The organism is Kitasatospora sp. NPDC088779, assembly GCF_040685395.1.
GTDB lineage: Bacteria > Actinomycetota > Actinomycetes > Streptomycetales > Streptomycetaceae > Kitasatospora.
The window spans coordinates 48,147-61,040 of record NZ_JBFBHW010000052.1; the positions used below are offsets into that span (position 1 = coordinate 48,147).

Annotated in this window: 16 protein-coding genes; 8 read left to right on the forward strand and 8 right to left on the reverse strand. The window is 73.6% G+C overall.

What is annotated here, in order from left to right:
• The first annotated feature begins 44 nt into the window (after positions 1 to 44).
• The 4 genes from AB0P03_RS33465 to AB0P03_RS33480 are packed head-to-tail and all read left to right on the forward strand — an operon-like array spanning position 45 to position 3,593.
• Entirely contained in the window at positions 45 to 1,190 is a 1,146-nt protein-coding gene (locus tag AB0P03_RS33465; protein WP_063352981.1) for an acyl-CoA dehydrogenase family protein, read from the forward strand.
• A complete protein-coding gene (locus AB0P03_RS33470) occupies positions 1,187 to 1,912 on the forward strand; it encodes an N-(5'-phosphoribosyl)anthranilate isomerase (protein ID WP_363588139.1) in 726 nt (241 codons plus the stop codon). Before AB0P03_RS33465 ends, AB0P03_RS33470 begins: the two co-directional genes overlap by 4 nt.
• Positions 1,909 to 2,664: an indole-3-glycerol-phosphate synthase gene (locus tag AB0P03_RS33475; protein WP_363632335.1), complete on the forward strand. Its 756-nt coding sequence runs from the start codon at positions 1,909 to 1,911 to the stop codon at positions 2,662 to 2,664. Before AB0P03_RS33470 ends, AB0P03_RS33475 begins: the two co-directional genes overlap by 4 nt.
• Positions 2,661 to 3,593 carry an alpha/beta fold hydrolase gene (locus AB0P03_RS33480; RefSeq protein WP_363632337.1) on the forward strand — a complete coding sequence of 311 codons (933 nt, stop codon included), beginning with the start codon at positions 2,661 to 2,663 and terminating at the stop codon, positions 3,591 to 3,593. Before AB0P03_RS33475 ends, AB0P03_RS33480 begins: the two co-directional genes overlap by 4 nt.
• A 172-nt stretch (positions 3,594 to 3,765) precedes the next feature.
• On the opposite strand, the gene AB0P03_RS33485 is transcribed toward AB0P03_RS33480, so the two are convergent.
• Genes AB0P03_RS33485 through AB0P03_RS33500 form a run of 4 tightly spaced genes read right to left on the reverse strand, consistent with a single transcriptional unit; the run spans position 3,766 to position 5,983 of the window.
• Positions 3,766 to 4,695, reverse strand: a complete 930-nt coding sequence (locus tag AB0P03_RS33485) for a phosphotransferase (RefSeq protein WP_363632339.1) — start codon at positions 4,693 to 4,695, stop codon at positions 3,766 to 3,768.
• 41 nt (positions 4,696 to 4,736) lie between these two features.
• Complete coding sequence (locus AB0P03_RS33490; RefSeq protein WP_363632341.1) at positions 4,737 to 4,889, reverse strand: hypothetical protein; 153 nt, start codon at positions 4,887 to 4,889, stop codon at positions 4,737 to 4,739.
• A 60-nt stretch (positions 4,890 to 4,949) separates the two neighbouring features.
• On the reverse strand, positions 4,950 to 5,159 hold the full coding sequence (locus AB0P03_RS33495) for a DUF397 domain-containing protein (RefSeq protein WP_363588149.1): 210 nt from the start codon (positions 5,157 to 5,159) through the stop codon (positions 4,950 to 4,952).
• Positions 5,144 to 5,983, reverse strand: coding sequence for a helix-turn-helix transcriptional regulator (locus AB0P03_RS33500; RefSeq protein ID WP_363588151.1), 840 nt, complete (start codon positions 5,981 to 5,983; stop codon positions 5,144 to 5,146). Before AB0P03_RS33500 ends, AB0P03_RS33495 begins: the two co-directional genes overlap by 16 nt.
• Before the next feature lie 118 nt (positions 5,984 to 6,101).
• Between AB0P03_RS33500 and AB0P03_RS33505 the strand changes: the two genes are divergently transcribed.
• The 3 genes from AB0P03_RS33505 to AB0P03_RS33515 all read left to right on the forward strand — a co-directional run bounded on the left by AB0P03_RS33505 (position 6,102) and on the right by AB0P03_RS33515 (position 7,093).
• Positions 6,102 to 6,299 (forward strand): hypothetical protein, encoded by a 198-nt coding sequence (locus AB0P03_RS33505; RefSeq protein ID WP_363588153.1) that lies wholly within the window; start codon positions 6,102 to 6,104, stop codon positions 6,297 to 6,299.
• Between the two features lie 2 nt (positions 6,300 to 6,301).
• Entirely contained in the window at positions 6,302 to 6,550 is a 249-nt protein-coding gene (locus tag AB0P03_RS33510) for a hypothetical protein (RefSeq protein ID WP_363632342.1), read from the forward strand.
• Positions 6,551 to 6,625: 75 nt separating this feature from the next.
• Complete coding sequence (locus AB0P03_RS33515) at positions 6,626 to 7,093, forward strand: NUDIX domain-containing protein (RefSeq protein WP_363632344.1); 468 nt, start codon at positions 6,626 to 6,628, stop codon at positions 7,091 to 7,093.
• A gap of 73 nt (positions 7,094 to 7,166) precedes the next feature.
• Here the strand turns inward: AB0P03_RS33515 and AB0P03_RS33520 are convergent, their stop codons facing one another.
• The 4 genes from AB0P03_RS33520 to AB0P03_RS33535 form a co-directional block, all read right to left on the reverse strand.
• Complete coding sequence (locus tag AB0P03_RS33520) at positions 7,167 to 8,075, reverse strand: aminoglycoside phosphotransferase family protein (RefSeq protein ID WP_363623888.1); 909 nt, start codon at positions 8,073 to 8,075, stop codon at positions 7,167 to 7,169.
• A gap of 104 nt (positions 8,076 to 8,179) precedes the next feature.
• Positions 8,180 to 8,875 carry a DUF6875 domain-containing protein gene (locus AB0P03_RS33525; protein WP_363632346.1) on the reverse strand — a complete coding sequence of 232 codons (696 nt, stop codon included), beginning with the start codon at positions 8,873 to 8,875 and terminating at the stop codon, positions 8,180 to 8,182.
• A complete protein-coding gene (locus AB0P03_RS33530; protein WP_363632347.1) occupies positions 8,872 to 9,537 on the reverse strand; it encodes a GNAT family N-acetyltransferase in 666 nt (221 codons plus the stop codon). Before AB0P03_RS33530 ends, AB0P03_RS33525 begins: the two co-directional genes overlap by 4 nt.
• 85 nt (positions 9,538 to 9,622) lie before the next feature.
• Positions 9,623 to 11,002: an aminotransferase class I/II-fold pyridoxal phosphate-dependent enzyme gene (locus AB0P03_RS33535; protein ID WP_363632349.1), complete on the reverse strand. Its 1,380-nt coding sequence runs from the start codon at positions 11,000 to 11,002 to the stop codon at positions 9,623 to 9,625.
• 258 nt (positions 11,003 to 11,260) lie between these two features.
• On the opposite strand from AB0P03_RS33535, the gene AB0P03_RS33540 reads away from it, so the two are divergent.
• On the forward strand, positions 11,261 to 12,766 hold the full coding sequence (locus tag AB0P03_RS33540; protein ID WP_363632350.1) for a multicopper oxidase domain-containing protein: 1,506 nt from the start codon (positions 11,261 to 11,263) through the stop codon (positions 12,764 to 12,766).
• Positions 12,767 to 12,894 lie beyond the last annotated feature (128 nt).

The following is a 12,894-nucleotide window of genomic DNA, read 5'->3' on the forward strand; positions in this document are numbered from 1 at the left end:
ACCCCGGGCCCCGCACGCGGGCCCGGGAGGAAGGCGGCACGTCCATGATCCGCTGGAACGCCGACCAGCACGCCCTGCGCGAGGGCCTGGCCCGCTTCGGCGACGACCTGAGCGCCGGCCACATCGAAGGCGACGAACAGGCCGCCTTCTCCCACGACAAGTGGCGCCTCGTCCAGAAGACCGGCATCCTGTCCCTGCCCTTCGAGGAACGCTACGGCGGGCTGGGCCAGTCCCTGCTCACCACCATGTACGTCCTGGAGGGCCTGGGGCAGACCTGCCGCGACGGCGGCCTCAACTTCTCCGTCACCACCTCCCTCGCCTCCACCGGCGTCCCCCTCCAGGCCTTCGGCTCACCCGCCCTCAAAGAGGCCTACCTGCCGCGCATCGCCTCCGGCGAGGCCATCGGCGCCCACGCCATCACCGAGTCCGAGGGCGGCTCGGACGCCATGCAGATGCGCACCCGCGCGATCCGCGACGGCGACCACTTCGTCCTCAACGGCGCCAAGACCTTCGTCAGCAACGGCCCCGTCGCCGACGTCATCGTCGTCTACGCCCGCACCCACCCCCAGGGCGGGGCGCTCGGCGTCACCGCGTTCCTCCTGGACCGCGACATGCCCGGCATCAGCACCGGAAACCCCATCAAGAAGATGGGCCTGCGCACCTCGCCGCTGTCCGAGGTCTACCTCGACGACGTCAAGGTGCCCGCCTCCCGGGTCCTGGGCCGCGTCGGCGGCGGCTTCCTCGTCCTGGACCACGTCATGAAACGCGAGATCCTCTACTCCTTCATCGTCAACACCGGCGAGATGCAGCACCGCCTGGCCCGCTGCCTCGACTACGCCAAGACCCGCATGTCCTTCGGCAAGCCCATCGGCTCCTACCAGTCGGTCGCCAACAAGATCGTCGACACCAAGATCCGCCTGGAGACCGCCCGCAAGTGGCTCTACGACACGGCCCAGCGCCTGGAGGCCGGCGAGAACGTCACCGTCGACATGGCGATCGCCAAACTCCTCACCAGCGAATCCAACCTCGCCACCTCGCTGGCCGCCGTCCAGGTCTTCGGCGGCAACGGCTACATGTCCGAGTACGGGCTGGAGAAGGACGTGCGCAACGCCGTCGCCGGCACCATCTACTCCGGCAGCAACGAGATCCAGTACAACCGCATCGCCGCCATGCTCGGACTCGGCAAATGACCGCCCCCGCCCCGCCCCGCCCGCTGCCGCCCGCGCGGCCCCGCCACCTCAAGGTGTGCGGGGCCCGCACCCGCGCCGACCTCACCCTCCTCGCCGAATCCGGCCCCACCCTGGTGGGCCTGTGGCACGGCGTGCCCGGCGGCCCCGCCGAACTCTCCGAACAGCACCTGGCCCACCTCGCCGCCACCGCCATCCGCCTGGGCCTGGAACCCGTCCTGGTCACCTTCCTCGACGACGCCGACCAACTCGCCCGCCTCGCCCGCGCCACCGGCATCCGCTGGATCCAGCTCCACGCCTACCAGAGCCCCGCCCTCGTCACCGAACTGCGCCACCGCCTGCCCTACGCCGTCCTCGTCAAAGTCCTCCACCTCTCCCGCGGCCGCTGCCTGGAACGCCCCTTCATCGGCGCCTTCGAACGCGCCGGCTGCGACCTGTTCCTGCTGGACACCGTCACCGACGACGGCCGCGTCGGCTCCACCGGCCACCCCCTGGCCCCCGCCGACGTCCACACCCTGCTGCCCCGCCTCACCATCCCCTTCCTCCTCGCCGGCGGCCTGAACGCCGCCAACCGCGACACCTACCGCACCGTCACCGACCACCCCCTGTACGCCGGCGCCGACATCGACACCGCCGCCCGCAACCGGGCCGGCGACTTCACCCACGAAGCCGTCACCGCCCTCGCCCACGCCTGGCACCCCCGCCCCAAGGAGGCCTACGTATGAGCGCCCCGCGGTTCCTCGACGCCCTGCTGGCCGCGAGCCGCCCCCTGATCATGGAGGTCAAACTCCGCGACCCGCACGGCACCGACCTGCTGGGCCCGCGCACCGTCACCGACCTCGTCACCCGCTACGAACAGGCCGGCGCGCCCTGCCTGTCCGTGGTCACCGGCCGCTGGTTCGGCGGCACCCCCCGCCTGCTGCGCGAGGTCACCGCCGCCACCGACCTGCCCGTCCTCCAGAAGGACTTCCTCACCCGCCCCGCCCAACTGGAGGCCGCCACCGCCCTCGGCGCCTCCGCCGTCCTGCTCACCGCCGCCCTGCTGCCCGCCACCTCCCTGCACCGCCTGGTCACCACCGCCCTCGCCCTGGGCCTGACCCCGTTCGTCGAGATCACCGGCGAACACGAACTCGCCCACCTGCCCCAGCCCGAACACTGCGTCATCGCCGTCAACAACAAGGACATCCGCACCCGCGAACGCGACCGCGGCGACCTCGGACGCAGCCTGCGCCTGCTGCCCGCCCTGCACGCCACCGGCACCCGCGCCCCCGTCTCCGCCTCCGCCATCACCGAACCCGCCGACGCCGCCCGCCTCCTGGACGCCGGCTACGCCGGACTGCTCATCGGCACCACCCTGATGCGCCAGAGCGACCTCACCGGCTGGCTCACCGACCTCGACACCGCCCGCGCCGGAGCCGCTGACAGGGCCGCCACCACCGCCCGCGCCGGAGCCGTCCGCGCCGGAGCCGCCCTATGAACCCCCGCCCGAACCCGCGGCCCAACCCCCGGCTCGCCACCCGCTCCCTCGTCCTGGACGCCGGCGGCATCCCCGTCTCCGCCCTCGTCGCCGAACCCCAGGACCGCGCCCCCAAAGCCGTCCTCCTCGCCATCCACGGCCGCGGCATGCGCGCCGCCTACTTCGCCGGCCCCGCCCACCCCGACACCAGCCTGCTCACCCTGGCCGCCGACCTCGGCTACACCGTCCTGGCCCTGGACCGCCCCGGCCACGGCGCCTCCGCCCACCGCCTGCCCGACGGCCAGCTCATCGCCGACCAGGCCGCCACCCTGCACGCCGCCCTCACCGACTACGCCCGCGCCCACCCCGTCGGCGCCGGCGTCCAACTCCTCGCCCACTCCTTCGGCGGCAAGATCGCCCTCCACCTCGCCGCCCACTGGCCCGCCGACCCCCACCTGCCCCTGCTCGGCGCCGACATCTCCGGCCTCGCCCAGCACTACGCCCCCGGCGCGTGGGAGCGGCCCGACGACCTCGCCGGCGGCGGCCGCCTCAACTGGGGCCCCCTCAACCTCTACCCGCCCGGCACCTTCCACGCCGCCCGCACCCTGCTCACCCCCGTCCCCGCCCTCGAATCCCGCGAACTGGCCACCTGGCCCGCCCGCTACAGCGCCCTGGCCGCCCGCGTACGCGTGCCCGTGCGCCTCACCCTCGCCGACCACGAGGCCTGGTGGCGCCTGGAGCCCTCCCACCGCACCGCCCTCACCGCCGCCTTCCCCCCGGGCCTGGCCCACCTCGTCACCGCCCACCGCGCCGGCCACAACCTCTCCCTGGGCCACGCCGCCCGCCCCTACCACCTGCGCGCCCTCGCCTTCACCGACGAGTGCCTCACCCGCCCCCGGCCCCAGCCCGCCGCTGCCGCCCCCGAGCCGCTCCTGGCCGCCGCCGGCTGACCGGGCGGGACGTCGACGACTCCCTCGGCCAGATGCCCCCCGGCAGCCTCCCCGCCGCCTCCCCGGGCCCGGAGACGGGTGTCGGCACGTCCGCGTCGGTGCAGGTCACCGGCAACGGCCCCGGGCGGAGTCGGGAGCGCGCCTCACACCGCATGCCGAGCACAGGCGCGGGTCACTGCCACACGAGCAGCGCTTCGAGCTCCGGAAGCCGGCCGAACAGGTCGGGGAGGCCGCGCACGCCGTTGCGCGCGGACTCGTGGGAGAGCGCGAGGTCAGGACCGGTGCTCGCCTCGACACCGGCGAGGCACCGCAGGATGTTCCACCTCGTGTGCCCCAGCCAGCCGCCGATCATGAACACGAACCAGCTCGGACCTGGCGGCGGCAGCGTGCCGCCCCCCGCGACATAGCCGTCGAGGACCGAGCGGAAGACGGCGGGCTCGATGTGGTCGAAGCCCGGTCCCTTCGCGAGGCTGAGCGCGGTCGAGCCGAGCTCGCCGGACAGGTCGAGCGTTCCCGAGAGCTCCCAGTCGAGCACCACCGGCCGGCCCTCCCGGGCGAGCAGGTTCCACGGTTGGATGTCCCTGTGGGTCAGCACGACGGGGCCCGGCCGTTCGCAGGTGTCGACGAAGTGGGCGATCGCGAGGAACGTCTCGACGTGAGAGGCGAGTTCGTCGGCCCAGGGCTGTCCGGTCGCCGCCGCCCGCGCGGCGAGTTCGGGCCAGTCCCGTGACGTCGGTTCCTCGACCGACGCGTGGGTCCACGCGACGTCGAGCGCGTGGACGCGCGCGAGGATCCCGCCGATCTCGAACGCGTACGCCGCCGACACCGGCGCTTCCGGCACCTTCTCTCCCTCGACCCATCGGTGAACGAGCGTGTGGTGGCCGGCCGAGATCGGCTCCGGCATCGGGATGCCGGCGGCGAAGGCCGCCCGCTCAAACCTGAACACGTCCTCGGCGCGATAGGCCCAGCGGCGGTCGGCGAGGTTCAACTCCTTGACCGCGAACGACCCTTGGTCGGTGTCGAGCCGGTACATCCGGTTGGCGAACCCACCGTGGACGCGGATCATCGGCCCGATCGGCACGCCGAGATGCGAAAGGTTCACCCACGCATGCTAGTGCAGCGCCGCGTTGATCCTTCGGGGGTTCATGCGGCTTTGAGCGGGGAGCCGTCGTAGGTCCCGCGGTCGGGCTTGGCGGCGTGTTCGTCGTAGTCCAGGACGAAGTCGTCGATGCGTTCGGTCGGTTCCTCGCGGGAGGTGAACTGGCCGTGGCGCAGCAGGCGTCTGGTCAGTGCCATCGTCCCACCCTGAGATGCCCCGCCGCCCTGGGTCGGGGCGGCGGGGCCCGGGAGTTGCTGCTACCGGGCGTCGAATTCGCCGGTGCGGACGGCGGTGACGAAGGCCTGCCAGGCGGGGGAGGGGAAGAGGAGGGCCGGGCCGAAAGGGTCTTTGGAGTCGCGGACCGGCATCACGCCGGTAAATCCGTCAGCGACCTCCACGCAGGTTCCTCCATTGCCGCCGCTGTACGAACTCTTTCGCCAGCGAGCGTCAGTCAGATTGACGTCCATTCCAGATCCCTCCGTACCACGCGGATCATCGAAAGTGAGTCGGCCTGGTTCAGGGCCTCGACCACAAGGCGATCGTAGCTCCTGGCCAGCGCCGAAACTGACTGGATATCCCGTTCGATGTAACCGCGTTGCTCGATCTCGCCGTAGCTGAGAATTTTGCGGTTCGGCATGGTAAGGAGTTGCACCACGCGAGTGAACGGCCGGTTCTCGCCCAGAGAGTACGGCGCCACCTGAATGACCACGTTGGGCCGATCAGCCAACTGTTCAAGGTGGAGCAGTTGCTCGATCATGACGTCCCGGCCGCCGACGAGTCGCCTCAGGCAGCTCTCGTCCAGCACCGCGTGCAGGACCGGAGGTGGAGTCCGTTCCAGGATGTGCTGTCGGGCAAGCCGGAAGTTGATACGTTCATCGGCCTGTTCTGGGAGTGCGGCGCCCTGCCTCACATATCCCGACTCAATCGCGGTTGCGTACGCGGGAGTCTGTAGGAGTCCAGGGATGACGTTGATCTCGAAGAGCTTGATCTGCTCCGCGCGGGCCTCGTAGTTGGCGTACTCCGGGAAGCCCTCCAACAACGTCGTGTGCTTGAGCTGCCAGTACATCAGTACGAGCGTGCCGCCGGTCTTGAGCTCCTGGTCGGCCAGCTCCGCCAGCTGCAGGCTCGGCGGCCGGTGCGCAAGTTCGACGTAGGACAGGTGCGATGCGGTGCACCCGACCTTCTTCGCCAGCTGGACCTGGGTGAGCCCAACTGCTTCGCGTGACCTGCGGAGTTGAACTCCGAAGGCGGCCCACGGGGACGAGGTCGGGTCGATGCTCTTCTTGTTCATGGAACTTCCCCAACTCACGGCTGCTCTGACAGCAAGTCGTATATCGCTTCCGATGCTAGGTGGTGCGGGGCCACCATGTGCACAGAACGTGAAACACTGATTGCGGAAGGTTATTCCCATGGCTGATGCCCAAGTCCCCCGCCTCCACGGCTACGGCGTGCGCTGGGACACCGAGACCCGCCTCTACCGGGTCCGGCACGAGCTCACCGGGGATTGGCTGCGCCAACCGGACGGTGAGCTCAGCGGGTTCGGTTCCTTCTCCGAGGCCTGGGGTGCCTGGCGCGTCTTCGAGGTCCACAAGCGGCCGGGGGAGTGAGCGTGTCCTCGATGCTCTCCCGCGCGACCGCCGACCAGCGGCGCCAGGCGGCCGACGTCCTCGACGACCTGACCACCGTCCTCGCCCTGGGCGGCGTCACGTTGCCGTCCGTCGAAGTCGACTGGGAGCACGGCCGCAGGACGGGCTGCTACCTGATCAGCCTCGGCTGCGCCCGCCCGTCCGAACTCCTGCGGGTCGTCGACCTGCTCCGCAAGGGGCTGCGCTACGAGCGCCTGGCGCATGACGACTGAACTCCTCGCCCGCCTGCTCTGGTGGGCCGGCTTCTCCCTCCTGCTCCTCGCCGCCCTCAGAAGGTGAACCGCCCGATGCGTGACCCCCGCTTGCTCGCCAAGCCGCCGGTGTGCCGGCTCGGCTGCCTCGTCCTCGTCCGCAACCCGCGCGGCGACATCCTCCTCGTCGACCCGGACTACATGGACGGCCTGATCCTGCCCGGCGGCGCCGCCCAGCCCAACGAGCCCCCGCACCTCGCCGCCGCCCGGAACCTGCGTGCCGAGACCGGGCTCAACCTGCGTCTCGCCGACGTCCTCGCGGTCGACTTCACCCCGGCCGACCGCCACCTGGAGCGCCTCAACCTGGTCTTCGACGGCGGCACCGTGCGCGACGACGTCCGCCTCACCGTCCCGCCGCAGCACCGCAGCGGCCTGTTCGGCGCCCGCTTCGTCCCCGTCCGCCGGCTCCCCGACGTCATGGCGCCCTCCCAGGCCGCCCGCGTCAGCGAGGCGTTGGCGGGCCGCGCGCTGCCCGTCCTCCTCCACGGACAGCGCGCGACCTGAGGGCCGCCGTCCCGGCGCACCCGAGTCGGCGACCGACGCGCGCGGTGAACCCGTCCCGACCGGCCGGGACGGCTCACCGCGCGCCGGCGGCCTCCAGGATCGCGGACAGCCGCGCCAGGCATTCGCCGACGAAACCGGGATAGGTGCCCCAGTAGTACGACAGCCCGCCGACCCCGACGCCGACCGCCCACGCCCGGGCCCGCAGCCACGTCACGTCGTCGAGGCCGAGGGCGTCCCAGTACGCCTGGCGGGCCGGGGACGGAAGGTCCCACACCGTGGCGTGCTCGGCGTCGGGAAAGCCGACCGACAGGCATCCGAAGTCGATGACCGCGTGCAGCCCGCCCTGCCGGACCAGCAGGTTGGAGGGTTTCAGGTCGCCGTGCAGCCACACCTGGCGCCCGGACGGCCCGGGCAGGTCGAGCGCGCTGCGCCACAGGTGCAGCAGGTGCTCGATGTCGAGGTCCAGGCCCGGGATCGTCCGGCACTTCTCGAAGCATGCGGTGATCGACTCGTCGCTGTCGCGCAGGTCGCCCCCGCGGTACCAGTGGAGCGCGCCGCGGCGGACGGCCCCCATGAGCGGGACGCAGTGCAGGCCCTTGACGACCGCCGCCAGGTCGGCCCCGAAGGCGGGCCAGTCGGTGACCGACCCCGGGCCGGGCTCCTCGCCGTCGATCCAGCGGTACACCGACCAGGCGAGCGGGAACACGGCGCTCGGGGCCCCGGCGTGCACCGGCTCCGGGACGCGGCACGGAAGGTGCGGTGCCAGCCGCGGCAGCCAGGTCAACTCCTTGCGCACGGAGTCCGCGCTCTGCGCCGTGCGCGGCAGCCGCACGAGCAGGTCGTCGCCGAGCCGGTACATCGTGTTGTCCGTGCCCGAGCCGGCCGGCGAGACGGACAGGTCGGCCCATTGCGGCCGCTGCTCCCGGAGCAGGGAGCGGACGACCGCCTGGTCCGCGAAGACCTCGTTCTCGTGAAGCGCCACGGTGAGAGCCTTCACGCCGGGCGCCACCGCCGCCAGCGATTTTCCCCGGGGGGCGCGCGCGGAGCCGGGCGCCGACCCGGCTCCGCGCGCAGGGGGGCCGCGGCTCAGGCGGCGGTCAGGCGGGCGGTCCTGCGGTGTTCCGTCATGCCGGAGACCAGCTGGTCGCGGATGCGGGCGGGGACCTGGGGGGCGAAGCGGGCCAGGTAGTGGGCCAGGTGGGCCTCGTCGTCGACGAGGAAGGGCAGGTCGAAGACGAGGAGCTTGCGCACCGCCAGCAGCGGCACGGGCGCGCGCAGCGGCCTGAAGGAGCGGTTCCACAGGCCCCCCTCCTCGCAGACGGGGTGGAACTGGCCGATCATCAGGCCCTGTTCGACGAACTCGTCCTTGGCCTTGCGCTGCGCCTCGTCCAGCGCGGTGGAGTCGGCCCGGTCCAGGCCCGGCAGCACCAGCAGCACGGTCAGCAGCTCCCGGTCCGATTCCTCCGTCAGGCCGGCCAGCAGCCGGTCGTACCAGGCGCGCAGCTCGCCGACCAGCGCGGGCAGGTCGCCGCCCGCGCCGGTGTCGGCGACGGCGATGTGGAACAGGCCGCGGCGCAGCGAGGGCTGGGTGTAGGGGCAGACGGGGCCGCTGCGCCCGAGGTCGGGGTGGGCGGTGGTGAGGAAGCGCCGGCTCCAGGCGAGGATCTCGGCGGCCTCGGGGTGGTGGTCGGCGGCGCCGGCGTCGATCTGCTCGGCGGAGTAGACGCGCAGCGCGGTGTCGATGCGCAGCGCGGTGTCGATGTCGAGGGTGTGGGTGGTCATCGGGGGCCCCGCCACACGGGGGTCAGGCGGGGGCCGCCGGCGGGCAGGGCGATGGCCTCGCCGAAGCGGGTGAAGCCGCCGGCGCCGCAGACCCGGGCGCCGCCGGGGGAGCTGGTCTCGGCGTAGGCGGCCTGGCCGTCGTGGTCGACGCGGGCCAGGAAGGCGCGCAGGAGGGCGGTGCCGGTGCCGGTGCGGCGGGCGTCGGGGTGGGCGCCGACGAACGCCAGGTAGTGGTGGGGGCGGTGGCGCGGGTGGCGGCGGGCCTGGAGGCGGGTGATGGCGGCCAGGCGGCGGGCGGATTCGGGGTGGGCGTCGGCGTCGACGGCCGCGTCCAGGGCGCGGGCGGCCGCCTGGTCCTGCCCCCCGGGGTGCTCCCACACGCCGGGGGGCAGGAAGAGCAGCGCGCCGACGGGGGCGGCGTCGTCGGGGTGCTGGGCGGTCAGGGCGCCGCCGTGGGCCAGGCACTGGTCGACGTGGACGCGGAAGAAGGCGGGCAGGATGCGGGCGCGGTGGGCGTCGTCGGGGAAGGCCCAGCGGGTGAGCGGGTCGTCGTGGAAGGCGGCGGCGAGCACCCGGGCGAGGGCGGGCGCCTCCTCGGGTCGGGCGGGGCGGACCGCGGGGGCCGCGAGGGCGGCGCCCGGCGGGACGGTGGCGGTGGTCAACGGACACTCCTCGGCAGACAGGCGGCGGGCGGCGGGGCGGCAGGGCGGTCGTACGGGGGGTGCGCTCGTACGGGGGCGGCGGGCCTCAGGGCCGGGCGGTGGCGAGCGCGGTCAGGCGCGCGTGCAGGGCGGGCAGGTGGTCCTCGGCCTCGGGCTTGATCAGGACGCTGCGCAGCACCGAGGCCCCGTCGGCGTCCGCCGCGGCCGCCGGGTGGCGGCGGGTGAAGTCGGCGGCGTCCACCCGCAGCAGGCTCAGGTAGAGCGGGTCCTGCTCGTCGGCCATGCCCTGGCGCAGCACGTGCCGGCTGGCGGCGTCGACGGCGGACATCGGCGCCCCACCCGGGGTGGGGTGGTAGGTGACGATGTCCAGTTGCGGGCGCTGGTGGAGGGTCAGGTGCGGGCTGTCCTCGATCAGATCCGCCCAGGCCAGGGCCGCGCGCCGCCCGCCGGCCAGGACGGCGCCCAGGCCCTGGGGGGTGAGCGGCAGCAGTTGCAGGGTCAGCCACAGGGCGGCGGCCGCGGCGCCGGCGCGCGAGCATTCCAGGCTGATCTCGCCCAGGTGCAGTTCGGCGTCGGTGAAGTAGGTGTAGGGGGAGTCGTGGGCGAAGTGGCGGCCGATGTCGGGGTCGGCGAACAGCACCGCGCCGCAGCCGTAGGGCTGGAGGCCGTGCTTGTGCGGGTCGACGGTGACGGAGTCGCAGCCGGCGATGGCCCGCCACGGCGCCGGGTCCAGCCCGAGGGCGGCGGCCTGGGTGTCGTCGGTGGCCAGCAGGGCGAAGAACCCGCCGTAGGCGGCGTCCACGTGCACCCGCACCCCGTGGCGGCGGGCCAGTGCCAGCACCTCGTGCACCGGGTCGACGGCGCCGAGCCCGGTGGTGCCGGCGGTGACGACCACCGTGCCGACGCGGCCGGTGGCGAGCAGGGCGGCCAGCGCGTCGACGTCCATGCGCCCGTCCGCGTCGCTGTCCACCGCGTGGCCTTCGATGCCCAGGACGTGGCACATGCGGCTGTGCGTGTAGTGGGCCTGCGCGCTGTAGGCGACGCCGAGCCCGGGGTGGCTCTGGCGGGCCACGTACAGGGCTTCCAGGTTGGCGATGGTGCCGCTGCTGGTGAGGTGGCCGACGTGGCGGGGCAGGCCGAACATGGCGGCGAGCTGGGCGACGCACTCGCGTTCCATGTCGTTGGTGGCGGGCCCGCCCTCGTAGGCGTGGTTGTTGGGGTTGAAGCGCATCGCCGTCAGGTAGCCGACGACGGCGGCCGGGTGCGGCGGCTTGACCATCTGCCCGGCGTAACGGGGGTGGAAGAACGGGTAGTTGTGCTCCAGGCGCTTGGCGAAGCGCTCGAACGCGGCGGCGAAGTCCGCGTCGTCCACCTGGTGCGAGGGATGCGGGCTGTACGGCCCGAACCGCTCTCCCCACTGCTCGGCGACCTCGGCCGCCCTCGGCAGCCAGTACCGCAGGTCCACGCTCCGGCCCTTCCCTTCGAGGGATCCTCCAGTGTTCTGCGAGCCACGGTGACCGCCCGCCGCAAGCGGCCCGCAACACCCGCAGCTCACCGCGCGCCCCGCCCGCGCCCCGCCCCGCGCGGTCCACCGGGCCTCAGCCGGACCCCAACCCGGCGCAAGGATCCGCTGCTGCAATCACCCCCGGAACCCGCCCCCGCCCCACCCGCCGGGGCCGCACGGGCACACCGCCACACCGGGCCGGCAGCAGGAGGACGCGCGATGGTGACCAGACGCAGGATGATCGGCGCCGCCCTGGCGACCGGGGGAGGGGTCCTGCTCATGCGCACCACCCTGCGCCCGGCCGCCTCCGTCGAGACCGCCGCCGAGGCCGCCCACACCCACCCGGGCCCCGCCGCCTCCGCCGCCGAGGCCGACCCGGGCCCCGACGCCGGCCCCACCCTGGCACCGAAGTTCACCGCCGCGATGCCCCTGCCCCCGGTGCTCGCCCCCGTCTCCACCGACGGCGCCGCCGACACCTACGCCGTCACCATGCTCAAGGCCTACGCCCGCATCCTGCCCGGGCACCGCACCGACGTCCTCACCTACAACGGCGCCTTCCCCGGCCCCGTCATCCGCGCCCGCTCCGGACGCCCGGTCGTGGTGCGCCAGACCAACCTGCTGGACGACCCCGTCTCCGTCCACCTGCACGGCGCCCGCGTCCCCGTCGCCTCCGACGGCGGCCCCATGAACCTCCTGGACACCGGCGCCACCCGCACCTACACCTACCCCAACGACCAGCCCCACGCGAGCCTGTGGTTCCACGACCACGCCCACCACCTGGAGTCCGAGCACGTCTACCGGGGCCTGGCCGGCACCTACCTGATCACCGACGCCACCGAAGCCGCCCTGCCGCTGCCCGCCGGCCGCTACGACCTGCCCATCGCCCTGCGCGACGCCCGCTTCGACCCCCAGGGCCGCCTCGTCTACCGCATGGACGACCCCCTCAACCGCACCACCATCCTCGCCAACGGCCGCCCCTGGCCCAAGGTCGAGGTCGCCGCCCGCAAGTACCGGCTGCGCCTGCTCAACTCCTCCAACCTGCGCTTCTTCTCCCTGCGCCTGGCCGACGGCGGCCCCCTCACCCAGATCGGCTCCGACGGCGGCCTGCTGGAACGCCCCCACGTCACCGACACCGTCGACCTCTCCCCCGGGGAGCGCGCCGACGTCGTCGTCGACTTCTCCCGCTACCCGGTCGGCTCCAGCATCGTCCTCACCAACTCCATGCCCCCCGGCCCCGCCGAACACGTCGGCCAGGTCCTGCGCTTCGACATCACCCGCGCCGCCGACGACCCCAGCCGCGTCCCCGCCCAGCTGCGCACCCTGCCCGCCCTGGGCGCGGCGGCCCGCGAGCGCACCGTGGTCCTGGAGTACCAGGAGAAGCCCGGCGCCGCCCCGCTCGGACTGATCGACGGCAAGGTGTACGACCCGGCGCGGGTGGACGCCTCGGTGGCGTTCGGCACCTCGGAGATCTGGACGGTCGTCAACGCCAACAAGGACGTCCCGCACAACTTCCACCTGCACCTGGTGCAGTTCCGGGTGCTGGCGCGCAACGGCGCCGCGCCCGGCCCGGCGGAGTCCGGCCTGAAGGACACCGTGCGCCTGCTGCCGGGGGAGAGCGTGCGCCTCCAGGCCCTCTTCGACTCCTACCGCGGCCGCTACCCCTACCACTGCCACCTGCTGGACCACTCCGCGATGGGCATGATGGCGCAGCTGGAGATCACCTGACCCCCTTTTACTCGCCCCCCGGCGGGGGCCGCCCGCCCCCCGGCGGGGGCCGCCCGCCCCCCGGCGGGGGCCGCCCGCCCCCCGGCGGGGGCCGCCCGCCCCCCGGCGGGGGCCGCCCGCCCCCCGGC